This window comes from Streptococcus sp. 1055 (assembly GCF_013276815.1).
GTDB lineage: Bacteria > Bacillota > Bacilli > Lactobacillales > Streptococcaceae > Streptococcus > Streptococcus pseudopneumoniae.
Map to the genome: position 1 here is coordinate 1 of NZ_VMLT01000019.1, position 26,390 is coordinate 26,390.

The following is a 26,390-nucleotide window of genomic DNA, read 5'->3' on the forward strand; positions in this document are numbered from 1 at the left end:
TTTTAACTTTTTTTTTTTGTTTATTACCATAAAGAATTATTTATTCCTTTAACTTGCTATTTTGAACTAAAAACTTTATAATGAAATTAAGCAAATAGGAAGGTTTATTATCTTTAATGAATACACTCGCAGAGAAATTCAGATTGAAAAGAAAAGAGTTGAGACTCTCCCAACAAACTCTTGCAGAAGGAATTTGTGAACAAAGCCAGATTAGTAAAATTGAGAGAGGGCATTTCATTCCCTCCGCAGACCTTTTGTTCAAACTCTCCCAACGACTCGAAGTGCCATTAGATTATTTTTTTAATGAACAAATTGAAATTAAATCTAACCTCTCTAATTTCAAGCAATTATCTGCTCGACTATTAGATGACAGAAATTATGACAATTTGGAATATATTTATAGAATAGAGATTGAACGAAGTACTTTTCTAACACTAGAAGACCGAACTTACCTTGAATGGATTAAAGCTATTATTGACTTCTATCAATATGACAGTAAGTGTGAGGCAATTTCTTCATTGGAAAATATATTATTAAAAGTCTCCTCAAATACTCTGATTTATTTAAAGGCGTTGAATACTCTATCTAATTTCTATTCCTTAGTGGGTCTTGAACAAGAATATGAGGCAAACTACTCTCATTTGATGGAGTTATATCAGACAAAAAATTTTGAGCATCAAGAGTTTTTATTTGGCTACATCAGAGTTCGTTACAACTACGCTCACTACCTAGTATCAAAGGAAAAATATAATGAAGCCATCCAAGAAGCTCTTGAGACTATCGAACTCTGTAAAGAGAGGCAAACAAGTTACCAACTAGCTCCCCTGCTCGTTCTCGTTGGAAATTGTGGAACACAATTCCTTGGCAAAGAACAAGTCAAAAATTATTATATAGAAGCAAGAGAGCTATGCAAGATTTATAACAATCCTTTAATGCTGATGAAGATAGAAAATTATTTGAAGGAACTAGATGCTGTTTAGTTTATCTTGATATTGGAGTGTTACTGAAACATTAAATAGCCTGTAAGGCTGATAGTTAGATTAATACTATCAGCCTTATGATTATGTGACTATTAGTTCGTCTCGCTCCGTTAGGTGCGAGACAAAAAAACCACCCGCTATGCGGGTGCAGTTCATTCAACACCTGATAGTATGCGTTTTTTAGGGTTTTAAAGACTGATTGCTCAGTCTCTTTTTCATTATAATTCAGTTATAATTTAATCTTATTTGAAAAAGTGGGTGATGCTTTTCTTTAACAAGACTATGATGATAGTACTTCCAAAAGTTATAGATCCCATGTTATCTTTCAAGTATCAGTGCTCTAAATTCGCTATATCTTGTTAGGGTTTTGGTAGAATCATTGATAACAGACTGTTGCAAATCTAGTTAGCTGCATGATTTATATTTATATATTTTTCTAGTAACCAATCTATGATATTTTTCTTCTCAATTCCATTGTAATTTGCTGTTGGCTGAATCGTATCCATTGTTAATAGATATTTTGGGAATTGATCTTTAATGGCTTCTAGTGGTCTAAGTTTTCTTTCTAGTGTTTCTGGAGCAAGTGTTGTTTCACTGACTTGATAATAAGCGTAGTGGCCAAGATCAGTTACAACAACAAAATCAACCTCATATTTATCTAAATTACCAACATATACTTGTGAATATCTACGTCTCAATTCCAAATAGACAATATTTTCCAATATATGCCCAATGTCTTCTTTGTGGTCTGGTAATAAGAGGTGTCGTAAACCTAAATCAACGGGATAATATTTTTCTAAGCGTTGCAATAATGCTCGACCTTTTACATCAAAACGTGGAACGGAATAAAAAAGTAAGCTGTCTGTCAAAGTCGTCAAATAATTTTCTAAAGTATTATGGGAGATTGAAACATTTTGGCTGACCAGGGTATTGCGAATCTTATTTGTTGATATTAAGCTACCTGTACTACTGAGAAGGGTTCGGACAATGCGCTCAATAATAGTAGGATTTGGATTTCCCAATCTAGTGACAATATCATTTAACAGTATGGAGTTATATATTCCTCTGAGATAGTCAATTTTTTCAGCGTAAGATGATGTTTGCAATAAGTAAGGGAAAGCACTAAAGAGATAACTGTTAAAAATTTCTGTTGTATTCAGATTCTCTGAGAGAGATTGGCCTGATAGGTATTCTTCAAATGACAATGGAAGAATTTCTATCTCAACATACCGACCAGTCAAGTTTGTAGCTAATTGGCTACTCATAAAGTAGGCGTTTGATCCAGTCAAATAGAGGTCAACATTTGGTAGTATAAATAGACTATCTGCTACCAGTTCAAATTTTTCAACATGTTGAATTTCATCTAAAAAGATATAGTATGTTTTCTCTCCAATTAACTGCTCTTTTATATAAGCAAATAATGTTTGAAAATGTCGGAGATCATAGTAACTCAGATCCTCAAAATTGATGGATATGATTTGATCCTCGTCTACCCCAGTTGCTATTAACTCCTCTTTATAGAGTTGAAAGAGAACAGATTTACCAGCTCGCCTAACTCCACTCACAACTTTGATGATTTGTCGGTCACGATGTCTTCTTAAAAAATCTAAATAATGTGGTCTTTTGATATAGTTCATAATAGTTACCTCAAAGATAGTATAATACAAATAGTAACTATTTTCAAATATTTAGAAATAATATTCAATTTATTTGATTATTTCTAAGTATTTAGAAATAATATCACAGGCTTTCTAAATATCTTCAGAAGAGAAAATGCCGATAACAAAAGAATTTGAACTGGCACGAAGTAGCTGTGCATTTGTTGTTGAACTACTACATCATCTTTGTGATACAGTAGTTCGTATTTTTCGCCAAATTTCAATTACATAAGCTCCGAAAACTATAAAGTGATAACCCTTTGATAACCTCTCGATTTTTAAAAGGGTTATATAAATTGTGGTTTCATATCTCAATAATTATTGGTTTTAGCTATAATTTAGTGTAAGTATCATGATGCGAATTTAAGAAAACTCAAAAGCTGTCCAATTCTCTAACCGTTAAGAACGAATTAGAATACAGCATTTACAACACCTATGGCTCAAACTATAGAGTATGTTTTAAATAATTTTTAGTAAAATTTACACCATTACTTTTTAAGATTATGATAAGTGAACCACCAACAGCCATTGGATGTTATAGTAGATTGAAATAAGATATGAACAACTCTACTAGGAAAGTCAAATTAATTTCTAGAAATGTTTTAGTAGCTACAGCGTACTATTCCAAACTCAACTAACTATAGTAGTTGGATCAGTTATTTTCTGTTGAAAGTAGTTCGCTAACTTCATGCCAAACTTCATTATTTAATTCTCAAAAAATTTTTAAAAAAGCGCTTGCAAAAATAAAAAAATGTGATATACTTAATTCATGGATTGTTACTGGTCATGCAGGCAAAACCTAAACAAATACGAGATAAGAAGCGATACTTTGCTTTCTATTTGGTATGTGTTTAGGTTTTTTTGTTACCTATTTTCCGGGAATAAGTAGTCAACTGATGACCAAAAAATATAAGGAGGTCCAATATGGCTAAATATACTGAGTTAGCACAAGATATTATTAATCACGTTGGTGGACGTGAAAATGTGAGTAGCGTTAAACATTGTGTAACACGTTTACGCTTTACACTTAAAGATGAAAGTAAAGCTGATACAGATTATCTCATGAAGCGAGATGGTGTAGTAACAGTTATTAAGGCAGGAGGTCAGTATCAGGTAGTAATAGGGAACCATGTTCCGGATGTTTATGCAGAGGTATTAGCAGTAGGCAGCTTACAAGGTAGTGGGGCAGTAGATGCTGATGAAGAAGATAGTGTTAAGAAGAATCCTTTAGATGCTTTTATTGATATTGTCTCAAGTATCTTCCAACCTTTCCTTGGCCCACTGGCAGCAGCTGGAATTATAAAAGGGATTGTTGCTATTTTAACTGCTTTCTTCGGATGGACTGCTACAAATAATGGAGTTGCTCTAGTTCTGACCGCAGCTGGTGACGGATTTTTCCAATTTTTGCCAATGATGATTGCTTTAAATGCAGCTCGTAAATTTAAAATGAATGAGTTCACCGCTTTAGCAATTGCTGCGTCTTTAGTTTATCCAAACTTAGAAGCAAGTGTTAAGAGTTTGACTGAAGTAGGTGCATCTAACTTTTTTGGAATTCCTTTAAGCATGCCCGCAGGAGGTTATTTATCAACAGTTATTCCAGCTATTCTAGCTGTATGGGTAGCTTCTAGAATTGAAAGATTTATCAAAAAGATTACACCAGATACAGTTAAGCTTTTTGTGGTGCCGTTTGTAACTTTGATTGTTTCAATTCCATTGACTTTCCTACTAGTTGGTCCTATCGCTAATACAGCGTCTGATTTACTAGGGGCATTCTTAAGTTCAGTTTATAATTTTAATCCTATAATTTATGGAGTCCTTCTAGGTACTTTATGGCAAGTGATGGTTATGTTTGGACTTCATTGGGGCCTTGTGCCGTTGGCAATACTTGAACTCACTCAGACTGGTTCAGGAGTCATTCTAGCAGGCGCTTTGTTACCATGTTTTACACAAACAGGTGTCCTTGCAGCAATTATTCTTAAAACGAAAGAAAGCAAGGTAAAAGCAATTTCTACTCCAGCTTTGATTTCTTCAATCTTTGGTGTTACTGAACCAGCTATTTATGGTGTAACGCTTCCAATGCGTACGCCATTTATTATCAGTTGTGTCGTGTCTGGTATTGTTGGTGGATTTGTTGGCATGTTCAACGTAACTATGTATTCAGTAGGTGCTTTGGGAATTTTCCTTTACCCATCTCTTGTTAGTCCGGATGGTAATTTTGGAAGTTTATATGTAGCTTTAGTTGGCACAGCAATTGCTATTATCCTCTCATTTGCAATTCAAATGTTCTTACCAGTCCCAACACTTTTTGAAAAAAATCAGAAGAAAGCAGTCACTGAAGAAACTAAAAACGATAAAGTAGAAGTGGGGAATCAAGTAATTTCAAGTCCAATTGTAGGAAATATTATTCCACTTTCAGAAACACCAGATCCAGTTTTTTCTAGTGGAGCGATGGGACAAGGAGTGGCTATTGAACCAACTATTGGGGAAGTTGTTGCACCAGCAGATGGAACAATTCGTCTTCTCTTCCCTACAAACCATGCTATTGGTCTTGCAACAGATGATGGTGCCGAATTACTGATTCATGTTGGTATGGATACAGTTGAGTTAGATGGATCTGGCTTTAAAGCTCATGTAGTTCAGGGTAATAGAGTTAAAAAGGGTCAATTATTGTTGAGTTTTGATATTGAGTCAATCAAATCAGCAGGCTATTCAGTCACAACACCAATCATAATTACAAATACTAGTAACTATCATAGTGTAAACACAATTGCAAGCGGTAAAGTCAACTTAGATCAAAACTTGCTAGAAATTAGATAGTCTAAATGGAGGTATGGGAGACGATTCAACTTCCATACCTCATTTTTGTGTTATACTATAGATACTAATAATTGGGTGAAGTCATGAAAATTAAAAAAATATTTAATAATAATGTAGTCCTATCTGAAATGAAGGATCAGGAAATCATTGTAATGGGAAGAGGTTTAGCATTTGGTAAGAAAGTTGATGACGAGCTTGATGAAAATAAGATAGATAAACGTTATATTTTGTCTCAAAATCACAGAGAAATTTTTTTTGAAATTCCTGCTGAATTATTAGAGGTTGCAGATAAAGCTATATCTTTTGCTAAATGTACATTAGATAATGCTATTAAAGATACAGCTTTTCTATCATTGGCAGATCATATGTATGGAGTTGAACAAAGAATTCGTGCTGGATTTTTTATGAAGAATTTTCTCATGTGGGATATTAAACGCTTTTTTCCTAAGGAGTATGAGGCGGGACTATATGCTAATGAGCTTTTGAGTTCTTATTTGGGTCAAGAATTGCCTGATGATGAAGCTGGGTTCATGGCGCTAACATTGGTAAATAGTGAGTTAAATTATAAGAATTCAAACGCTCGAGATTTAACACAGTTAATGGAAGAGATTATGACTATCGTGAAATATAGTTTGGAAATTCCATTGGAACAAGATGATATTTATGTTCAACGATTTATCACTCATTTAAAATTTTTTTGTGAGCGTGTATTAACAAATACAAACCAAGAAGAATTGGATGATTCTTTAATGTTTGAGCTAATGTGTAAGAAGTATCCTATTGCATATGAAACAACTAAAAAGATTGCCTTACATCTAGAAAAAACTAGACAGTATTCTATTTCTGATGATGAGCAGTTATATTTAACGATCCATCTCTCTCGTATTCGAAAGAAATAAAAAAGTCATGGAGATTTTTAAATTTCCATGGCTTTTTGTTATTGCAGATGATAATTGTTAAAACTAACGGTTCTAATAAATTAATTTATCTAATTTTTATTGATTAGAATTATTATTCCAATTGCTAAAATCATGATTGATAACTTCTTCTAAATAAAAAATATCGTTAGAGTATGTGAACTTGAGAATTCAACAATTTGTCATTCTATTTTGAATAGTTGTTTGTTCTTACTTTTCCCAGACTCTGGCAAAATTTCGAATAGCTGCTCCATGGGACACAATAAGAATAGAGTTTCCTGTATCTTCCTTCATAAGTGAACAAATAGTGTTATTTATGCGCTCTTGTAAATCTAATTGAGATTCTCCACCATAATAGACGAAGAAATCGTTATAAGGGATAGAGGGATTTAGATTTTCGCTTTCTCCTTCAAAAATACCAAAATTCCATTCTTTGAGACCTTTAATTCGTGTATAAGGTATTTTTCCATCAGTTACAATTTCCAAAGTATCGCACGCGCGCTCAGATTTTGAACTAAAAGCACTGTCAAAGATAATTCCATGTTTTTTGAAATATTCACTTGCTACTTGAGCTTGGTAAATTCCAAAGTCTGTTAGCGGAGAATCACACCAACCTTGTATAAGATGACGTTTGTTGAAAAGAGTGTGTCCATGACGCATTAAATAAAGAGTTTTTTCATCTTAATATCCTACAGTAAATTAAGTTTTCTAAAGGCATTATAAAGTCCATCTTGTCGAACATCATCTGTTATAATATCAGCCATAGCTAGTATTTCAGGACCGCCATTACCCATAGCCACACCAATATGGCAGGCTTCGAGCATTGGAATATCAACTTTAGCATCACCAAAAGCAATTGTATCAGTATGATTCGCTCCTAAATGCTTAAGAATGATGTTAACAGCATGTGCTTTATTAATATCCTTTACCCCTAATTCACCAAATAGAGCTGATTCTCCTCTACCTCCCCAAGTACCAGCTTTTAGGTGTGGGAAAACTTTTTTAGAATCTAAGTGATCTTGGTAGGAATTGAGAATAAAACTAATTTTATTAAGATCGTCTCGGTACAGTTCTCCACCATAAACTAATCCATGTAGCGCATCTTCTGGCTCCATGTTTAAAATTTGGTCTTCACTAGCTCCTTTACCTAAGGCATAGATGCGGAGTATCTGTCTTGCAGCATCACGAAAATTACGGCTCGCAAATAATCCGTTATTACTTTCAATATAGAACTCTAATCCTCTTGATTCAAGCCAATCAACAACTTGTTTGGCAGTCTCATACGGAATCAGTTGATGCATGAGAACTTGATTTTTGTACTCTATGTAGGAACCATTTCCTCCAATGATACCATCGAAGCCAATATCTAAAATTTTGTTTGGCATCTCAGCTTTACTTCGTCCAGTGCAAAGGAATACTAAGTGTCCATTTTTTCGTGATTGTTGGATAGCTATTTTAGCTGAATCGGGTATGTGGTTATCGTAGTCAACAATGGTTCCGTCAACATCAAGGAAGATAATTTTTTTCATATTTCTACTCCATTTTTTAGTTTGATTTTACAGTATGATAAAAAATGTTTCTACTGCTATTCTAGCCAATTGTAATACTTTTCTAAGGTAAAATATCTATTTATCTATTTCACCTCTATATTTTCGGGGTGTTGTTTTGTAAATTTTTTTGAATTGTCGATTAAAATTTGATAAGTTTTTAAAACCTACCTCTGAGGAAATTTCTAGAACTGATAGAGTTGAGTGTTGAAGAAGTTCAGTAGCTTTACGTAAACGATAGTGGATAAGATAGTCCATACAACTAACTCCTAAATTTTTTTTAAAGAAATTCATAAAATGTGTTGGACTATAGCCACATAGTTCTGCTAGAAGATTAATTGATAAATCTTCCTGATAGTGTTCGCTTATATAATCAATAATTTTTCTAATTTTTTCTTCTCTACGATAACCATCTATTGATTGTTTACTTGAATAAACGTAATTATATTGAAAGAGAAGATGAAGCAGTTTTAGTAGCTCACTTTTTAATTCTAGTTCAAAAAATGTCTTCCTATAGTATCCTATTTCCATTGAATTAATTAGTGTTTGTCGAATTTCTGTATAACCAGGTTGATTGGGTTTAATCACACGTTTAAAGTCTAGTTGTCCATTATATAGGGGGTGTAAGTAATGAATTGCTGCAAAATCTTTTGTAGAATAACCAATTAAGTCTAATTGAAAGTTGATTGCATCCATATAGTGATAGGTATTCTCAATTGGATGTATAGAATGTAAGGCATTAGGACGAATTAAAATAATATCTCCTTTCTCACTGTTAAAATAGTCTGTATCTATATGGAATCTTGCTTGTCCTTCGTGTACATATATGATTTCCATATCTGTATGCCAGTGAAAAAGAATATCAGGTAGACCATCTTCCATAATAGTCCGGGTAAGAGAATAGGGAATTAATTCATTTTTATAAGGCGTGTTTTTATGTAGTTGTCCAAGATCAATCATAGGTTTCCTCTTAATAGGATAGTATCGTTTTTTACTATTATTGTGCAAGATTTGTCATTTTTATTTAATTATAATATAAGTATAGAAAAAAACAAAGGAGAAAATAAATGAGTAAATTTCCTAAAGAATTTTTATGGGGTGGAGCTACAGCAGCTAACCAATATGAAGGTGCTTATAATGTAGGTGATAAAGGTTTATCGGTTCAGGATGTGACACCTAGGGGCGGAGTTCCAGTAAGTGATAATGATCTAAATCCATTCATTACAGAACTGCCTACAGAAGATAATCTCAAATTGGAAGGAATTGATTTTTATCACCGTTATAAAGAAGATGTTGCTTTATTTGCAGAAATGGGCTTTAAGGTATTTAGAACATCGATTGCATGGTCTCGTATTTTTCCAAATGGTGACGAATTGGAACCAAACGAAGAAGGTTTACAGTTTTATGATAATCTTTTTGACGAACTAGCTAAATATGGAATAGAACCTTTAGTAACATTATCACATTATGAAACTCCACTTCACTTGGCTAAAAAATATAATGGATGGGTTAATCGTGATTTGATTGGTTTTTATGAGCGCTATGTAAGAACTGTTTTCAATCGATATAAAAATAAAGTCAAATATTGGTTGACTTTTAACGAAATCAACTCCGTTTTACATGTTCCTTTTATAAGTGGTGGTATTGCAACTCCAGTCGAGAAATTATCTAAACAAGATCTTTATCAAGCGGTTCATCATGAGTTAGTTGCATCCGCTTTGGCAACGAAAGTTGGACATGAAATCAATCCAGAATTTAAAATTGGATGCATGGTTTTGGCTATGCCAACATATCCTATGACACCGAAGCCAGAAGATGTGCTGGCTGCGCGTGAATTTGAGAATCAGAATTATCTATTTTCAGATATTCATGCTCGCGGTAAATATCCATCATATATTCAAAGATTCTTTAAAGAAAATGATATCAATATCAAATTTGAATCAGGGGATAAGGAGTTATTAGCTGAAAATACTGTGGATTTTATTTCTTTCTCTTATTATATGAGTTCGGTTCAAGCAAATGATCCTGAAAATTATCAATCAAGCATTGGAAATTTATTGGGAGGAATTGCTAATCCTTATTTGGAAAGTTCAGAATGGGGTTGGCAAGTTGACCCTATTGGTTTACGTATAGTGCTGAATAATCTTTATGATCGTTATCAGTTGCCGTTGTTTATTGTTGAAAATGGTTTGGGTGCTAAAGACGTTCTAATTGAAGGTGCGGATGGACCTACTGTTGATGATGACTATAGAATCGATTATCTCAAAAAACATCTACAACAAGTAGGTGAAGCCATTGAGGATGGAGTAGAATTGTTAGGTTATACTACATGGGGATGTATTGATTTAGTATCAGCTTCAACAGCCCAGATGAGTAAGCGTTATGGATTTATTTACGTAGATAGAAATGATGATGGATCTGGAACATTAAATCGCTATAAGAAAAAATCATTTTATTGGTATAAAGAAGTGATTGAAAGTAATGGCGAAACTTTATATGATTGATTCATAAAAAACAAGTTTAGATCCTCATCTAAACTTGTTTTTAAAAATTTGAAGGATGATTTTGGAGGATATGAGATGACATTGACTATTCATGTATATTATAAGGGTGATGGAGATAGTGCAATAAAGTTTGCAAGAGAAATGCTTGATAGTGGCCTTGTTGAAGAAATTAGAAATCAAAAAGGTAACTTGAAATACGAATATTTTTTACCAATTGAAAAAGAGGGAACTATTCTCCTTATTGATCAGTGGATAAATCAAGAAGCTTTAGATGAACATCATCAATCAAAGACAATGCAGAAAATCTTAGATTTAAGAAAAAAATATCACTTGCAGATGCAAGTTGAACGTTATATAGAAGATGATTCTGGGATGCCAGAAAGCGATAAATCGTTTATAGACACAGGGAATTAGAATTATTGTGAGAGTTTTTGTAGTTTGAAAGTATTGAAAATCGTAAAGATATCATTACGAGAATACAAGAAGATATTGTTCTATTTCCATTAAAAATTACTTCTTTCCTTAACAATAAGGAAAAAGAATGCGTTTTCATCTTTTGGTTTGAGGTTTATAATAAGAGTATCAAAGTCAGGAGGAAAAAAGATGACTACTTTTAAAGATGGATTTTTATGGGGTGGTGCTGTTGCTGCTCATCAACTTGAAGGTGGATGGCAAGAAGGTGGCAAGGGAATTAGTGTTGCTGATGTTATGACTGCTGGTCGTCATGGAGTAGCTCGTGAAATTACTTTGGGAGTTTTAGAGGGTAAATATTATCCAAATCATGAGGCGATAGATTTTTATCATCGTTATAAAGAAGACATAGCACTTTTTGCTGAAATGGGATTCAAGTGCTTCCGTACCTCTCTTGCATGGACACGTATCTTTCCAAAAGGTGATGAGTTAGAGCCGAATGAAGAAGGATTACAGTTTTATGATAATCTTTTTGATGAATGCTTAAAGAATGGTATTGAACCTGTCATCACTCTATCTCATTTCGAAATGCCTTATCACTTAGTGACCGAATATGGTGGTTGGAAAAATAGGAAATTGATTGATTTCTTTGCTCGTTTTGCAGAAGTCGTATTTAAACGTTACAAAGATAAGGTTAAATATTGGATGACTTTCAATGAAATCAATAATCAAGCGAATTATCAGGAAGATTTTGCACCATTTACTAACTCAGGTATTGTATATGAGGAAGGTGATAATAGAGAGGCAATTATGTATCAAGCAGCACATTACGAATTAGTTGCTTCTGCACGAGCTGTAAAAATTGGTCATGAGATTAATCCAGATTTTCAAATAGGTTGTATGATTGCGATGTGTCCAATTTATCCAGCTACTTGCAATCCTAAGGATATCTTAATGGCAATGAAAGCTATGCAGAAGCGTTATTATTTTGCTGATGTGCATGTTTTAGGTAAATATCCTGAGCATATTTTCAAGTATTGGGAACGAAAAGGTATTTCAGTTGATTTTACTGCCCAGGATAAAGAAGATTTACTTGGTGGGACTGTAGATTACATTGGTTTCAGTTACTATATGTCCTTTGCTATCGACTCTCATCGTGAAAATAATCCTTATTTTGATTATCTTGAAACAGAAGATTTAGTGAAAAATAATTATGTTAAGGCTTCTGAATGGGAGTGGCAAATTGATCCAGAAGGTTTGCGTTATGCGTTAAATTGGTTTACAGACCACTATCACTTACCACTCTTTATTGTTGAAAATGGTTTTGGAGCTATAGATCAAGTTGCAGCAGATGGTATGGTACATGATGATTATAGAATTGAATATCTAGGTGCCCATATTCGTGAAATGAAAAAGGCTGTAGTTGAAGATGGTGTTGATTTAATGGGTTATACTCCATGGGGATGTATTGATTTGGTTTCAGCTGGTACCGGTGAAATGCGGAAACGTTATGGCTTTATTTATGTAGATAAAGATGACAATGGGAAGGGAAGTTATAATCGTTCCCCGAAAAAATCTTTTGGCTGGTATAAGGAAGTTATTTCATCTAACGGTGAATCAGTAGAATAGTATAAACAAACTGAGATTATTCTCAGTTTGTTTAGCATATTGAGGTGACATATGATTGGAAGTATTGCAGCAATTTTAACAACATTTGCATTTTTACCACAAGTTTTTCGTGTAGTTAAGACAAAGGACACAGGATCTATTGCTCTAGGTATGTATGTTATGCAAGTTATTGGTATTGCATTGTGGCTTGCTCATGGTATTCGTATAGGAGACTTGCCTTTGATTTTAGCAAATAGTGTTTCATTTCTACTCTCAGGAATAATTTTATTTTATAAATTGAAGTATAAATAATTTTTTTCCATATCATTTAGGAAAATGAGGGAATTGTCATTGGAAACGCTTTATTTTATAATAAAAATAGATAACAAATAAGCCAACTTAGCACAGCTTTGATTGGATTTAAGAAAAGGAGAAAATATTATGGCAAAAGCTTTAATTATTTGTGCAGCAGGAATGTCTTCATCACTTATGGCACAGAAAACGACAGAGTTTCTAAAAGGAAAAGGGAAAGATATTGTAGTTGATGCTATTAGTGCTACTGAAGGAGGGAAAGCTATCGCAGCAGCAGCTTTTGATTTGTATCTTGTCAGCCCTCAAACAAAAATGTACTTTAAGCAATTTGAAGAGGCTGGTTCTAAAGCAGGAAAACCAGTTGTACAAATACCTCCTCAAGCATATATTCCTATTCCAATGGGTATTGAAAAAATGGCCAATTTGATTCTTGAGAATATTTAATAAACATATAAAATGCCATTAAATATTTAAGTTAAGCTAAATTGTTTTGAGTTTGATATAAACTGATTTAAGTGTATAATATGCTTCAATATATGAAAACATACGTTTTAGGAGGGAATAAATGTGTTAAACATTAAAGAGAAAGATATCCTTCAATTTTTAATAAAAAATAAGGAACGTTTTGTTACAAGCAAAGAACTGGCAGAATATTTATCCTGTTCAGATAGAACTGTCCGTAATGCACTGAAATTAATTGAGAAGACAATGATAATTCAAGGCGTCCAGTTGATTTCAAAACAAGGTCAAGGGTATCAAATGTTTTTTGAGAATCAAGGTGCTTATCAGGAGTTTAGACAAACTTATGAACTGGAAGAAGACTATACGAAAACTGCGGTTTCAAAAGGTGATGATCGTTTAGTATTTATCTTAAATAAATTATTATTTGAGCAAGTTCCAGTTCTTTTTGATGATTTAGCTGATGAACTTTACGTTAGTCGTTCAACATTATCTCATGATTTTAAAAAGATACGAGTGATGTTATCAGAGTATAATTTATCTATTGAGAGTAGGGCGAATAAAGGAGTTTATGTCTCAGGCGAGGAACGTGATAAACGACGTTTTATCATGAATTATTTCCTAGAGAATCAATTTTTTAAAACAATACATTGCTATGTGAAATTTAACTTTTTTGATCAAACTGTTCCATTAGAAGAATTTGCTAGAATTGTTTTGGATGAATGCCAAGAGGCCAACCTAAAACTATCTGATTTTGTACTACAGAATTTAGTAGTTCACATAGCATTGTCTGTGATTCGTTTAAAATCCGGATTTGAAATAAAAAATATAGACTGTCAGATGACTGATGATGCAATAGAGAGAAAGGTTGCCCAAAGAATTCTTTCTAAAGTAAGTCAAGTAACAAATCAGGAATTTCCAGTTCAGGAAATAGACTACATTACTTTGCATTTGTTAGCTAAGAGTCAACAATGTCAAAAAAATCAGAAGAATATTTCTGAAGAAGTTTTAAAAAAATCTTTATTTAAAACATTTCAGGATTTAGGATTAGATGATATGTATAACTTTTCTTCAGATTTCCAACTAATTGAAGGATTGATAACTCATCTAATGACACTACAAGTACGTTTAGAAAGTCGAATTACCTTAAATAACCCTTTGGTAGATGAAATTAAACAGAATTATAGTGATATATTCTTTATGACTAGAGAAATTCTTGAAAATATGGCTACGTTCATAGAGTGGTCAATATCAGATGATGAAATAGCATATGTAAGTCTTCACTTTTTAGCTGCTATGGAACGTAGCAAAGAGAGTACTAGGTTTAATATTCTTGCTATTTGTGCAACGGGATTTGGTGCAGCCCAAATGTTAAGAAATCGTTTGGAAACGGAGTTTGGGAACCGAGTAGAAGTTGTTGATGTAATAGGCTATTATGAATTGAATCAAGAAAAACTTAGAGGAATAGATTTTATAGTATCAGCTGTTGATTTATCAAATCTATATTTTCAAATTCCAGTTTTTAAAGTTAGTGTATTTCTTAAGAGTGATGAGATGGAAATGATTCGCAAAGCTATGGATCGGATGCAAGTTTCAAGTCATATACAATCGTCAAAGATTAGCAAGTTTGAAAACAACAACTTTAGACAGTATTTTAGTAAAGAAAATTTTTTAATATGTACTAAATATGACAAGGAAAATTTACTTGAAAAGATGATTCAAGGTTTATCTGTTGGTGAATCAAATGAGTTTGAACAATCTTTACTTCACGGAATTAAACAGCGAGAAGAATTAAGTTCAGTCGTTTTTTCTGAAAAAATTGCAGTTCCACATCCTATTCAGCCCTTTGGTACAGAGGGAAAGGTTTCGGTTGCAATTTGTAAAGATTCGTTATTCTGGGATAATCAAAGCTCACATGTTCAGCTAGTATTTCTTCTATCTCCATCAATATATGGGAACGAAGGTTTGACAACTGTGACTAAAAAGATAGTCTCTCTGACAGAGAATGATGAATTGCAAAATCAGCTAATATCTTGCAATAACTTTGAAGATTTTATTAACATATTTGAGAAGATAAAATAGGAGGTTCATATGAATCAAGAGGAACTGCAGGTTGCAGCATTTGAAATTATCCTGCATTCGGGAAATGCAAGGTCAGAAATACATGAAGCATTTGCAAAAATGAGAGAAGGTAGTTTTGATGATGCAGAAAGCAAATTAAATCAATCAAATGAGATAATTCTCGAAGCACATCATGCACAAACTAAACTCTTGCAAGAATACGCAAGTGGAGTGGAAATTAAAATTGAAATTATCATGGTACATGCTCAAGATCATTTAATGACCACTATGACATTATTAGAAGTAGCAAAGGAAATGTTAGCTCTTTATAAGAAAGTTAACTAAATATAAGGAGGGAATGATATGGATAGAAAAGAACGACAAAAAATTGAACAACAACGTCGAGAGATGGCTCTAACTAATACTTTTTTCAATCGATATCTTCTTCTACGTTATTCAATAGCACTCTTCTTTTTTGGAAATGTTTATTGGCTTTTGAATCAGTTTATTAGTCCCTCGCCTATTATTATTTTCCCCATTATGCTCATAGTATTTTCTATTTTAGCAACTGTTGAACAATTTAAACTTTATGGAAATAGGAAAGAAAAGTTGGGAATAACACTAATGTTTGTTAGAATACAAATGCTTATTTCAATAGGATTACTTGTTTTAACTTGGACAAGTTGGTTTACGAATCTTTTTCCGATTTTTGAAAATAACCAAGTAGCACGTTTATTTGTTTTTGTAGTTCTTCTATTAGGTTTAGTTCTGAGTTTGTTAGACATTAGAAGAATTAAAAAAATTTATAAACGAACAGATAAGGCTTATCAACAATTTGTCCAATTGGAAAAGAACTCACTTAGTTTATAATCCTGATCTAGTATAATTTGTATTTGAAACTAGTCTTTAAAAAGTAAAAATTATTATGTTTTATTAAGGAGGTCTATTTATGGATCAACAAAACGGGTTGTTTGGTTTCCTTGAAAACCATGTTATGGGACCAATGGGCAAACTTGCTCAGTTTAAAGCAGTGCGTGCTATCACGGCTGCAGGTATGGCTGCTGTACCATTTACTATTGTAGGATCAATGTTTTTGGTATTCAGTATTTTGCCACAAGCTTTCTCATTTTGGCCAATTGTGGCAGATATTTTCTCTGCTTCATTTGATAAATTCACATCACTTTACATGGTTGCAAACTATGCGACTATGGGTTCTCTATCTCTTTATTTCGTTCTATCACTTGCATATGAATTGACAAAAATTTATGCAGAGGAAGAAGAACTCAATATGAATCCTCTTAATAGTGCCTTGCTTGCCTTGATGGCTTTTGTCATGACAGTACCGCAAATCATTTTTGATGGTGGAATGATGAATGCTGTGACAAGTCTAAAAGAAGGCGCAGTAATTGCAGATGGATGGGCAATGGGAAATGGAGTCGCACGTTTTGGGACAACGGGGATTTTTACCGCAATCATTATGGCAATTGTGACTGTTCTTATTTATCGTATGTGTGTTAAAAATAATTGGGTTATTAAAATGCCTGAAGCTGTTCCAGAAGGAGTTTCTCGTGGATTTACCGCTTTGATTCCAGGATTTGTTGTTGCATTCGTTGTTATCTTTATCAACGGTCTTCTTGTAGCAATGGGAACAGATATTTTTAAAGTCATTGCAATTCCATTTGGTTTTGTATCCAATCTGACTAATTCATGGATTGGTTTAATGATTATTTATCTGTTGACTCAACTACTTTGGATTGTAGGTATCCACGGTGCTAACATTGTTTTTGCATTTGTTAATCCGATTGCTCTTGCTAATATGGCTGAAAATGCTGCTGGTGGGCACTTTGCTGTTGCAGGTGAATTCTCTAATATGTTTGTAATTGCAGGTGGTTCTGGTGCAACTTTAGGCCTATGTTTATATATTGCTTTTGCCGCTAAATCTGAACAGCTTAAAGCAATAGGACGAGCATCTGTAGTTCCAGCTTTATTCAATATTAATGAACCATTAATTTTTGGATTACCTATTATTTATAATCCAGCTTTGGCTATACCATTTATTTTAGCACCAATGGTTACTGCTACTATTTATTACGTAGTGAATTCTCTAAACTTTATTAAGCCGGTTATTGCACAGGTTCCATGGCCAACTCCAGTAGGAATTGGAGCTTTCTTAGGGACAGCAGATCTTCGAGCTGTATTAGTTGCTCTAGTATGTGCATTTGCAGCATTCTTAGTTTATCTTCCATTCATCCGTGTGTATGATAAGAAGTTGGTGAAAGAGGAGCAAAGTATTTAATAAGTAAAAAAGCATATTCGATGATAAAATCCATATAGTTTAAATAATGAATGTTAACATTAGCAGCGAAGATATCTTTTTTAGATGCTCTTCTCTGCTTTTTTTATTCTTTTTACTGTGCAGGGGATGAAGCAAAATAGAAAGTAGTTCGAATAGTTGATTAACAGGGAACTGCTGTTATTTTAACAAAACAATACAGTAAAGTATGTTATCGTAGAATACGATACATTAGTAAAAAAAGGAAAAAGAACGCGTTTTCATCTTTGAGTTTGAAGTTTATAAAATAGGCTAAATGTGCTGAAATTTAGATATTACAGACAAAATAAAATTTTTAAAAGCTACAGAGAAACATGGTATAATGTAACTAAAGGCATGATTCAAATCAAGAATATGATTCTTAATCTCTGTTGCCCCAGAAAGGTCATTAGAGAGGGAAGCTGTGACAGGGGTGCTAGTATCACTCAACATGATACACACATCTAATTTTGTAGAGCTCACGTCTAAACAGACAAAACATTTCATTAAGGAAGGTCTCCTTTCTATTAGATTTGGAAGTTTTCTTGACTATTGTAAGGTTTCCCAGAAACATCTTGTTCCAACATCCTCGCATAAGAGAATCCTTATCACAGCCTGACAGAGCCGCCTGCATCCTACTAGATGCAGAAGTCAAGCTGTGGAAACAGCTAGTGTGTTGGAAGTTTGAACAAGGCTTGGGTAACAGACTTTTTAATGAAGTCCAAGCAACAAGGAGAAAAACCATGAGTCCATTCCATGACTCTATTGTTCTAGAAAACCTTGCAATAGTCAAGTGATAACAAATAAAACTTGGGATTGAAATATACCCATGATTATATATTACGAGGAGGTGTATTATGACGCAACGTATAAAAATAAATACTAAAGTTTTATTATCATATATTCATAATTCTAATACTCCTATTGAATTAATACGTAAAAAATTGCCTAATATAGATAAGTTTTTATCTGGAGATTTAGAACCAACATTCAATCAATTATCAGTACTTTCGAAACTTATTAATGTTCCTACTGGATTGTTAGTACTCAAAGAAAAAATTATACCTATTAGTTTAGATGTTGATTTTAGAACTTTAAATTCACAACGTATATCTGAAATGAGTTCGGAATTAAAAGCTACAATTCTTGAAATGCAAGAAAAACAAGAGTTTTTGAGAGATGCAGTTGAGGATGAATGTTATTTTGTAGGTATGTTTGATTTTAATAGTAAACTTGAAGAAGTAATAGAGAAAGCACGAACTCTTCTGGGACCTGAGATTACTCAAAATCGTTTTAGATATTACAGAAAAGTGCTAGGTAAATTAGGAATATATATTTTTTTAAATGGTAAGTATAAGGATAACACGCATCGCCCGTTAAATGTTAAAGAATTTAGAGGATTTGTTCTGTCTGATAAAAAGGCGCCTATTATTTTTATCAATCAGTTAGATTCTAAAGCAGGTCAATTATTCACGCTAATACATGAATTTATTCATGTATTGTTTGGTGATAGTGACTTATTAGAACCTGAAGAGGTGGGTAAGCAAAATAAAAAAGAGGCGGTAATAAACTCGATAACAGCCGAAATTTTAGCTCCAAAATCTTTAATTATAGATATGTTTGATGGAGAGAAAACGATAAAAGATAATTTAGAAATTATTGTAAAGAAAACTGAGGTTAGTAAGTTTGTCATTTTAAGGCGTTTATATGATTTTTCCATTATTTCCAAAGATACTTATCAATCTATAAATTTTGAACTAGAGGAAGAATTTAATCAAATACAAAAACATAGAAAACCTTCTAGTGGTGGCAATTATAGTAATAATCTTAGATTCAGAATTGACAACAACTTTTTTAAATATGTGAATAATGCTGTTCAACAAAATAAGATTACATATACAGATGCTTTTAATATTGTTGGAGTAGGTTATAAAGGATATAAGATATTGAGTAAGGGGGAGGGATAGATGTATTTATTAGATTCAAACATATACATAAATTTTTATGATAGATATTATCGTAAAGAATTTTTCCCAACTTTCTGGCTTAAGTTGGGCAGTATTTTAAATTCAAATGTGCTAGTTCCTAGAATAGTGGTTTCAGAGAATTATCAAAATCCATGGTTTAGGGAGTGGTTAGAGGAAAACTACAAAAAAGATTTAATAGATCATAAATCTTATGCTAGAGAGTGGAGTGAAGTAATTCAATACATTCAAGATAGTCCTTTATATAAAGATACTGCTCTTTTATCGGAAAAAGGCTGGGCAAATGAAAGAATTGCTGATCCATGGTTGATTGCTATTGCTAAAAAAGAGAATTATACAATCGTAACTGATGAAATTAAAAATGTCAATCTTAATGATGTGAACCCTAGCAGGAATGCTAAAGTTCCAGATGTATGTGAAAAACTTAATGTTCAATGTATTTCAATGAACCAATTTTTCAAAGAAATTAGCCTATCTATCTGATGTTAATACTAGACTAAAATCAAAAAACATCTTACATTAGTAGTTATTAATCTTACAAACGAAGAAATACAGAAAATTGAAAAACTCCTAAGAGATTCGTCGTAGGCCAAATATCACAAACGTCTACAGATTATATTTTTGTTCAAAAGAGTTATAAGGAAATCATGGATCTGCTAGATTGCAATAAAACAACTGTTTGGAGGAATTTGAAGAAATATAAGGAGGTAGCATATGTCCTTAGATATAGATAAAGAAAAGATGACAATCATGGGAATAGCTTTTGAAAACAGATCCGTTTTTAAGAGTGTTTGGTATGCTTTAAGTACAAATATGATTGAAGGATGGCGACCTACGGTTAGTGATGTTGAAAAATTACGAGATGAAGCTCTTGCTCTGGGGATGACTTAATGAAGCGCAACTGTTATGAATCTTATGACTATGTTGATCCGGATAATTTATATACCGATCCGGGTTCTTCAGTTCTAAGAAATAAGCAGGAAGGAAAAAAGCATGTGAGCTTGAATATCGTATGATTGCTAGTAAGAGTTTGAAATTATTTATCAATCCTATCTTAGTTAATAGTTTAAAAGTAGTTTGTTTCACAACTGCATAAGCTTAGAAAAGTTGAAAAGTGATAACTCTTTAATAAACTCTTGGTTTGTTAAAAGATATTTTGTCCACTACATTTTTTCAATTGACTATTATTTGTCATAGATATAACAGATAGAACATTGCATTCAGAATAATGAAAAACGCATCAAAAATGGTGCGTTCTGTTTTTATGCTATCATAAAAGGAGGAAAACAAAGTGAAAATTTTTAAGGGAGAGTTTTATCGAATCTCTGTATTAACAGACAAGCTAGTAAGGTTAGAATACTCTCAAACTGGAAGTTTTGAGGATAGAACGACACAACTTATCTATAATAGAGATTTTGGCCAAGTTTCGTTAAATTATATCGAGACACCAAACGTACTAGATATTATGACGGACTATTTTCATCTGCACTTTAATAAAGGAGAATTTAACGCCGAAAATTTATTTATAGAATTAAAAGGAAATTTTGCCGTATATGGTAGTCGCTGGTATTTTGGTGAATCTATTGAAACGTTAAAAGGAACAGCTCGGACTCTGGATGAGGCAGATGGAGCAATCTCGTTAGAAGATGGAATTATTAGCCGAAATGGTATAGCCTTATTGGATGATTCTCAAGGATTTATTTGGGATGAACAGTCTGGTTATATTGAGAGAGAAAATCAAATTGATCTCTATTTCTTTGCCTATGGGCATGATTATAGAGGAGCAATCAGAGACTTTTACCATTTGACGGGTTCAACACCCTTGTTGCCAAGATATGCTTTAGGCAATTGGTGGAGTAGATATTGGCCTTATACGTCGGATGAATACTTGGATTTAATAGACAGATTTGAAACAGAGAACATTCCATTATCTATCGGTGTGTTAGATATGGATTGGCATATAACTGAAATTCCAGCTCGTTTTGGAAGTGGCTGGACAGGATATAGTTGGAATAAAAACTTAATACCTAATCCAGAACAGTTATTGCAACAACTTCATGATAGAAAGTTGAAACTCTCCTTAAATGTCCATCCTGCTGATGGTATACGGGCTTATGAAGAAGCTTATCCTCAAGTCGCAAAACGATTGGGGTTAAATGTAGAACTAGAAGAACCTGCCATTTTTGATTTTTTTAATCCCTCTTTTAGGGAATCCTACTTTAAAGATGTTCATTATAAGCTAGAAAAGCAGGGAGTAGATTTTTGGTGGATTGACTGGCAACAAGGGACTCAAGGCATGTTGGATCCACTGTGGCTTTTAAACCATTATCACTATCAGGATAGTTGTAAAAATGCAGAAGGTGGTTTGATTTTATCAAGATATGCAGGTCCTGGTAGTCACCGCTACCCTGTTGGTTTTTCAGGGGATACTATTATTAGTTGGAATTCCTTAAGATTTCAACCTTATTTTACAGCGACAGCATCTAATATCGGTTATAGTTGGTGGAGTCATGATATTGGTGGACACATGCTGGGGAATTATGACGAAGAGCTACAAACTAGATGGCTACAGTTTGGCGTTTTTAGTCCAATAACTCGATTACATAGTTCTAGAAGTCCCTTTAATAGTAAAGAACCTTGGTTTTTTTCAGAAACAACATCTAAGATTATGAAGAAATACCTTCGTTTGAGACATCAGATGATTCCATATCTATATACCATGAATGTAAAGACGCATGAGGAAGGTGCCCCATTAATTAGCCCAATCTATTATTTCTACCCAGAGAATGATGAGAGTTATAATGTTCCAAATCAATACTTTTTTGGAACAGAACTGATGGTGGCTCCCATTGTAGAAAAGATGGATTTGGCATTCCAATCTGCAAAAGTGGATGTATGGTTCCCTGAAGGTGAATGGTATGACTTCTTTTCAGAGAAAAAATACACAGGTGGTGTGAAGTTAAGTGTTTATAGAGACATTTCGACTATGTCTGTGTTTGCAAAAAGTGGTGCCATCATTCCCTTGGTTGGTTCTGAGATAGTTATGGGTGTTGATTTACCTGAAGTTGTAGATTGGTATGTATTCCCAGGCAAACAACATTCTTTTGAAATGATTGAAGATCAAAATGGTCAAAGATATAAAACAAGATTATCAATCGACTGGGAAATGGGGATGGTAGAGTTAACATTACAAGGAGATTCTAGTATCGTTCCAAACAATAGAAAACATAGAATTCATTTTAAAGGAACGAATGTGTCTATCATTGAATTGCCAAATAAGAATGATACAGCTAGATTTGAATGGAAAGATAATAAAAGGACACCCCTAAATGATGAAGTTTTTAGACTACTAAAGACGGCTTCTCTTCCATATGAATTAAAAGATAGATTGTTAAATCAATTCATTAATGCCAAAAATTCTCATGACTTAATGAATATCTTGCATCGTCAGGACGAGGAATTGAGAGGGCGTTTGTTGGAAATGATATTTACTAGCCAAAACTAATTGAAATAATTAGAAAGTCATTTGTTTAGTGTATATGAAGCTTCGGTATGGAATTTGTCATCATTGGTCACATTGAAAATGTGAAATAAGCACCTACAACATAGACTTTACAACACTTCATGTTTCATATCATGGGGTGTTTTTCTATTTAAGTCAAAGCCAATCAAAAAATCTCACTATTCATCAGGCTAAAAGAAACCTAATCATAGTGAGATTGTGAATTATAGTAATTTTTGTATCGCCTCTTCAATTTGTTTGGGGTCTGTTTTTGAAGAAAAGCGCTCAAAGACCTGCCCATCACGGCCGATGAGAAACTTAGCGAAATTCCATTCGATTCGTTTTCCTAGTGGGCCAGATTTTTGGTCTGTTAACCAAACATAGAGAGGGTCTGTCTCCTTGCCGTTGACCTTAATCTTGGCAAAACGTGGGAAGGTGGTTTGATAGTTTAGGCTACAGAAGCTGTTGATTTCCTCTGAGCTGCCGGGTGCTTGTCCCATAAACTGATTACAAGGGAAGTCTAAGATTTCAAAACCTTGTTCTTGATAGCGGTCATAGAGTTCTTGAAGTCCCTGGTACTGGGGCGTTAAACCACATCCAGTAGCAGTGTTGACAACCAAGAGAACTTTCCCACGATAGGCATCTAGTGGAGTTTCTTGATTGTCTTGGTTCAAGACTGAAAAATCGTATAGTGAAGTCATTGCTTGCTTTTCTCCTTCTGTTTGGTATTTTTAGGAGTTTTCTCCTCCTGTAGGGATAGAAAGCCGTAGGTCAGGGTTCCAAAAATGCTACCGATAATCAGGCCATACATTAGGAAAGGAACACTTTTATCGAATTGCACGAGCAACTTCCCAAAATCTGAAAAGGACATCTGCTGAACGAAGACTTTATGAAAGATGAGTAGGGTAAAGAGGCCAATCTGAAGGCCGATAAACACAATCCAGCTTCGGAATTTGATTTGGCCTTTGCTGTAGGTTTTGAGGACAATTTCTGACTTGTCATCTTTTTCCAGCTGGAGTTCTTTGACGACTCTTTGAGTTTTTAAAGTAATGAAAAAAATGAGTCCAGAGTAAACGTAGGGCATGGCATAGCGAACGGCTTCTATGAAGCGTCCAAATAACAGATAAAACAAGAAGAGGAAGAAGGAAGAATAAACGATTTGGACCATGGAACGGGCACAGGCTTTGTAGATAATCTCTTGCCGGCATTCATCAAAAGGGCCTTGGATATGAAAGAGATTTCGAAGTAGGCGAGTGGTGAAGTCTTCTTTTTTCATGTTAGTAATCTCCTAGATGAGTGGTTTTACTGACTTTCTTTTACGAATTGATAGAGATAATAAAGATAAGTGATAGAAGAAAGGCTAGCGATAGTCAGCAGTAAATAATATTTCCAACCGCTTGAGATGAGCATCAGTTGTGGTAAAGATAGAATCATAAAGTACAGTGCTAAGTTGAGTATGCGTGTTTTTTGGGAGTCAATCTTTAGATAAGTTAGCCCTTTGTTAAGTGCTGGAATAAAGACTAGCCCGAGGAATATCTCGCTGATTGGCAAGTTCCCTGAAACGATGATGAAGATGAGCAGGGAACTGAACAAAAGATGATAGGTAAGTAAAGTTACTAGTGATTTCATAAGGCACCTCCTAATCCTGGTCTTTTTTAGCTCTTGCAATACGAAGTGAGTCGACAATATGTATCATCACCCCGAAAAAGAAAGCTCCCAGTATAGTTTTAAAAATATGTTTTGTATTTAGAAGAGAACTGATAAAATTTGGATTTTCACTTGTTAGGGTATCAATGAGTGGAATTATAAAAAATATCACTGTTCCATAAATCGAACCTGCTTTCAGACCAGGATAACGTAACTGTTTCTGTTCTTTTTTCATGAGTTTCCTCCTAATCATTATCCTGATTTTTCTTGGCTTTTGCAATGCGACGGGAGATGATAATTTGTATAATCACTCCGAAGAAGAAAGATTGGAGAATACTTGAAAAAATATTTTTAAAAGTGAGAAGAGACTGAAGATAGTCCTGACTCTCACCTAGCAGTATATGGAGAAGAGGGGTTGAAAAAAAACTCATTAATCCATAGAGTAGACCTGCTTTCATACCAGGGTAGTGTAGTTGCTTGCTTTCTTTCTCGCTCAGCATATCTGGATCAATAGCTGTAATCCCTGTTTTTTTGGTTTGGGAGAGCACATAGAGAGCAGAAATCATCGAAATGCCGAATACCACAAGAGGATAGCCGATAGCGACAATTTGTGGGTATTTATAAGCGAGGACAAAGGGGATGAGATTTCCAAATGTCATCAGATAAAAGAGGATGATAAAGACTTGATTGCCGATACGATCAGCCTCGCGTCGTTTGTGTTCATCAAGTGGTCCTGAAATGCCATAAATGCGTTTGATCAGTTTTTCCGTGAAGGTTTCTTTTTTCATAAGTTTGCTCCTTTTTTAAAAATTATCCTCCCAAAAGAGACTGTTGAGGTCAGTTTGGAGGCTGCGGGCGAGATTGAGACAGAGTTCCAAGGTTGGATTGTACTTGTCGTTTTCAATCATATTGATGGTCTGTCTCGAGACACCGATATCCTTGGCTAGTTCTAGCTGGGAAATGCCCAGTTCCTTGCGAAATTCTTTCACACGATTCATCTGGTCTCCTTTCTAATTTATGTCGTATATATTTGACTATATTATATTCTTTTAAATATAAAGTGTCAAGTATTTTTGACATATTTTTTGAAGAAATAGTAGTCTCCTTGTCCGATTATCACATTAAAATGAAAGCTCTTCTAGGCATAAGAAAACACCTCTGTGTTATACTTGTTGTTCAACCACAAACACAAGAAAGGCACAGAGATGCAAGAAAATTATACTACAAAAGGTAAACATTTGACAATCGATAGCCGCCGCTTAATCGAAAGATGGAAAAAAGAAGGGAAATCAAATAGAGAAATTGCCTTTCTGCTTGGAAAAGTTCCTCAAACTATCCACACTGAAATCAAGCGTGGGACAGTCCGACAATGTCTTGGAAAAGGGTGCTTCAAAGAGGTTTATTCTGCCGACTATGCTCAACAGTCTTATGAAAACAATCGCAAGCGCTCGGTCAAGAAATCAAGCTTGACCAAGGAACTAAAGGAAAAGATTCTCCACTATCATAACCAAAAATTTTCGCTTGATAAGAAACAGGCTAGCACCAACTTTAAACCTGCTGGTCAATCCATCGAACAGCGGCCTGAAGCTATAAATCTTCGCTTGGAGAATGGGCATTATGATACTCAATTATTTTCAAAAAGCAACCTTGTTCATTGTCTGCTGACAGTGG

Annotated in this window: 26 protein-coding genes and 3 pseudogenes; 18 read left to right on the forward strand and 11 right to left on the reverse strand. The window is 33.9% G+C overall.

What is annotated here, in order from left to right; genetic code table 11:
• Positions 1 to 116 precede the first annotated feature (116 nt).
• Positions 117 to 980 (forward strand): helix-turn-helix transcriptional regulator, encoded by an 864-nt coding sequence (locus HT699_RS01990; RefSeq protein WP_023937275.1) that lies wholly within the window; start codon positions 117 to 119, stop codon positions 978 to 980.
• Between the two features lie 401 nt (positions 981 to 1,381).
• On the opposite strand, the gene HT699_RS01995 is transcribed toward HT699_RS01990, so the two are convergent.
• The gene (locus HT699_RS01995; RefSeq protein ID WP_023937277.1) at positions 1,382 to 2,617 is read right to left on the reverse strand and encodes an ATP-binding protein; all 1,236 of its coding nucleotides are present in this window, start codon (positions 2,615 to 2,617) and stop codon (positions 1,382 to 1,384) included.
• Between the two features lie 945 nt (positions 2,618 to 3,562).
• On the opposite strand from HT699_RS01995, the gene HT699_RS02000 reads away from it, so the two are divergent.
• Both HT699_RS02000 and HT699_RS02005 read left to right on the forward strand, forming a co-directional pair.
• Positions 3,563 to 5,455, forward strand: coding sequence for a beta-glucoside-specific PTS transporter subunit IIABC (locus HT699_RS02000; RefSeq protein WP_023937279.1), 1,893 nt, complete (start codon positions 3,563 to 3,565; stop codon positions 5,453 to 5,455).
• An 83-nt stretch (positions 5,456 to 5,538) separates the two neighbouring features.
• Positions 5,539 to 6,354, forward strand: coding sequence for a PRD domain-containing protein (locus tag HT699_RS02005; protein WP_023937280.1), 816 nt, complete (start codon positions 5,539 to 5,541; stop codon positions 6,352 to 6,354).
• Between the two features lie 96 nt (positions 6,355 to 6,450).
• Here HT699_RS02005 and HT699_RS02010 read toward each other — a convergent pair.
• The 3 genes and pseudogenes from HT699_RS02010 to HT699_RS02020 form a co-directional block, all read right to left on the reverse strand.
• Positions 6,451 to 7,032, reverse strand: a pseudogene (locus HT699_RS02010) (histidine phosphatase family protein).
• Between the two features lie 29 nt (positions 7,033 to 7,061).
• The gene (locus HT699_RS02015; protein WP_023937281.1) at positions 7,062 to 7,901 is read right to left on the reverse strand and encodes an HAD family hydrolase; all 840 of its coding nucleotides are present in this window, start codon (positions 7,899 to 7,901) and stop codon (positions 7,062 to 7,064) included.
• Positions 7,902 to 7,997: 96 nt separating this feature from the next.
• A complete protein-coding gene (locus HT699_RS02020; RefSeq protein WP_023937282.1) occupies positions 7,998 to 8,879 on the reverse strand; it encodes an AraC family transcriptional regulator in 882 nt (293 codons plus the stop codon).
• A gap of 107 nt (positions 8,880 to 8,986) precedes the next feature.
• Here HT699_RS02020 and HT699_RS02025 point away from each other — a divergent pair, with 107 nt between their 5' ends.
• From HT699_RS02025 to celB, 9 genes are all read left to right on the forward strand, one after another.
• Positions 8,987 to 10,423: a glycoside hydrolase family 1 protein gene (locus tag HT699_RS02025; protein WP_023937283.1), complete on the forward strand. Its 1,437-nt coding sequence runs from the start codon at positions 8,987 to 8,989 to the stop codon at positions 10,421 to 10,423.
• A 75-nt stretch (positions 10,424 to 10,498) separates the two neighbouring features.
• Positions 10,499 to 10,837 carry a putative quinol monooxygenase gene (locus HT699_RS02030; RefSeq protein WP_000176378.1) on the forward strand — a complete coding sequence of 113 codons (339 nt, stop codon included), beginning with the start codon at positions 10,499 to 10,501 and terminating at the stop codon, positions 10,835 to 10,837.
• Between the two features lie 189 nt (positions 10,838 to 11,026).
• Complete coding sequence (locus HT699_RS02035) at positions 11,027 to 12,463, forward strand: 6-phospho-beta-glucosidase (protein WP_050147864.1); 1,437 nt, start codon at positions 11,027 to 11,029, stop codon at positions 12,461 to 12,463.
• Positions 12,464 to 12,514: 51 nt separating this feature from the next.
• Complete coding sequence (locus tag HT699_RS02040; RefSeq protein ID WP_000580382.1) at positions 12,515 to 12,754, forward strand: SemiSWEET transporter; 240 nt, start codon at positions 12,515 to 12,517, stop codon at positions 12,752 to 12,754.
• A 129-nt stretch (positions 12,755 to 12,883) separates the two neighbouring features.
• Entirely contained in the window at positions 12,884 to 13,198 is a 315-nt protein-coding gene (locus HT699_RS02045) for a PTS cellobiose transporter subunit IIB (RefSeq protein ID WP_001029637.1), read from the forward strand.
• A gap of 123 nt (positions 13,199 to 13,321) precedes the next feature.
• A complete protein-coding gene (locus HT699_RS02050) occupies positions 13,322 to 15,295 on the forward strand; it encodes a PRD domain-containing protein (protein ID WP_172934063.1) in 1,974 nt (657 codons plus the stop codon).
• A gap of 9 nt (positions 15,296 to 15,304) precedes the next feature.
• The gene (locus HT699_RS02055) at positions 15,305 to 15,619 is read left to right on the forward strand and encodes a PTS cellobiose transporter subunit IIA (protein ID WP_001070943.1); all 315 of its coding nucleotides are present in this window, start codon (positions 15,305 to 15,307) and stop codon (positions 15,617 to 15,619) included.
• 18 nt (positions 15,620 to 15,637) lie between these two features.
• Positions 15,638 to 16,144 (forward strand): hypothetical protein, encoded by a 507-nt coding sequence (locus HT699_RS02060; protein WP_172934064.1) that lies wholly within the window; start codon positions 15,638 to 15,640, stop codon positions 16,142 to 16,144.
• 79 nt (positions 16,145 to 16,223) lie between these two features.
• The gene (gene celB / locus HT699_RS02065; RefSeq protein WP_172934065.1) at positions 16,224 to 17,570 is read left to right on the forward strand and encodes a PTS cellobiose transporter subunit IIC; all 1,347 of its coding nucleotides are present in this window, start codon (positions 16,224 to 16,226) and stop codon (positions 17,568 to 17,570) included.
• A gap of 372 nt (positions 17,571 to 17,942) precedes the next feature.
• Here celB and HT699_RS02070 read toward each other — a convergent pair.
• Positions 17,943 to 18,092, reverse strand: a pseudogene (locus HT699_RS02070) (IS110 family transposase); the annotation flags it as partial.
• Between the two features lie 350 nt (positions 18,093 to 18,442).
• On the opposite strand from HT699_RS02070, the gene HT699_RS02075 reads away from it, so the two are divergent.
• The 5 genes and pseudogenes from HT699_RS02075 to HT699_RS02090 all read left to right on the forward strand — a co-directional run bounded on the left by HT699_RS02075 (position 18,443) and on the right by HT699_RS02090 (position 23,075).
• Entirely contained in the window at positions 18,443 to 19,552 is a 1,110-nt protein-coding gene (locus HT699_RS02075; protein WP_000194091.1) for an ImmA/IrrE family metallo-endopeptidase, read from the forward strand.
• On the forward strand, positions 19,553 to 20,053 hold the full coding sequence (locus HT699_RS02080) for a DUF4411 family protein (RefSeq protein ID WP_172934066.1): 501 nt from the start codon (positions 19,553 to 19,555) through the stop codon (positions 20,051 to 20,053). It abuts the gene before it with no gap.
• Between the two features lie 45 nt (positions 20,054 to 20,098).
• Positions 20,099 to 20,277, forward strand: a pseudogene (locus tag HT699_RS11630) (helix-turn-helix domain-containing protein); the annotation flags it as partial.
• A 7-nt stretch (positions 20,278 to 20,284) separates the two neighbouring features.
• Entirely contained in the window at positions 20,285 to 20,461 is a 177-nt protein-coding gene (locus HT699_RS02085) for a hypothetical protein (protein ID WP_000050748.1), read from the forward strand.
• Positions 20,462 to 20,861: 400 nt separating this feature from the next.
• Positions 20,862 to 23,075, forward strand: a complete 2,214-nt coding sequence (locus HT699_RS02090) for a TIM-barrel domain-containing protein (protein WP_172934067.1) — start codon at positions 20,862 to 20,864, stop codon at positions 23,073 to 23,075.
• Between the two features lie 221 nt (positions 23,076 to 23,296).
• Here HT699_RS02090 and HT699_RS02095 read toward each other — a convergent pair whose 3' ends face one another.
• From HT699_RS02095 to HT699_RS02120, 6 genes are read right to left on the reverse strand one after another with little or no spacing between them, the layout of a single operon-like run.
• A complete protein-coding gene (locus HT699_RS02095) occupies positions 23,297 to 23,773 on the reverse strand; it encodes a glutathione peroxidase (RefSeq protein WP_023941504.1) in 477 nt (158 codons plus the stop codon).
• Positions 23,770 to 24,348, reverse strand: coding sequence for a DUF3278 domain-containing protein (locus tag HT699_RS02100; protein ID WP_023941505.1), 579 nt, complete (start codon positions 24,346 to 24,348; stop codon positions 23,770 to 23,772). The genes HT699_RS02095 and HT699_RS02100 overlap by 4 nt, the downstream gene beginning before the upstream one ends.
• A gap of 26 nt (positions 24,349 to 24,374) precedes the next feature.
• Positions 24,375 to 24,701, reverse strand: a complete 327-nt coding sequence (locus HT699_RS02105) for a hypothetical protein (protein WP_000839388.1) — start codon at positions 24,699 to 24,701, stop codon at positions 24,375 to 24,377.
• Between the two features lie 10 nt (positions 24,702 to 24,711).
• Positions 24,712 to 24,954 carry a hypothetical protein gene (locus HT699_RS02110; protein WP_000712156.1) on the reverse strand — a complete coding sequence of 81 codons (243 nt, stop codon included), beginning with the start codon at positions 24,952 to 24,954 and terminating at the stop codon, positions 24,712 to 24,714.
• A gap of 10 nt (positions 24,955 to 24,964) precedes the next feature.
• Positions 24,965 to 25,507 (reverse strand): DUF3278 domain-containing protein, encoded by a 543-nt coding sequence (locus HT699_RS02115; RefSeq protein ID WP_000712340.1) that lies wholly within the window; start codon positions 25,505 to 25,507, stop codon positions 24,965 to 24,967.
• A 15-nt stretch (positions 25,508 to 25,522) separates the two neighbouring features.
• Positions 25,523 to 25,717: a helix-turn-helix transcriptional regulator gene (locus HT699_RS02120; protein ID WP_001082471.1), complete on the reverse strand. Its 195-nt coding sequence runs from the start codon at positions 25,715 to 25,717 to the stop codon at positions 25,523 to 25,525.
• Between the two features lie 207 nt (positions 25,718 to 25,924).
• On the opposite strand from HT699_RS02120, the gene HT699_RS02125 reads away from it, so the two are divergent.
• Positions 25,925 to 26,390 (forward strand): helix-turn-helix domain-containing protein (locus HT699_RS02125; RefSeq protein WP_172934068.1); only part of this gene is annotated, 466 nt, incomplete at its 3' end.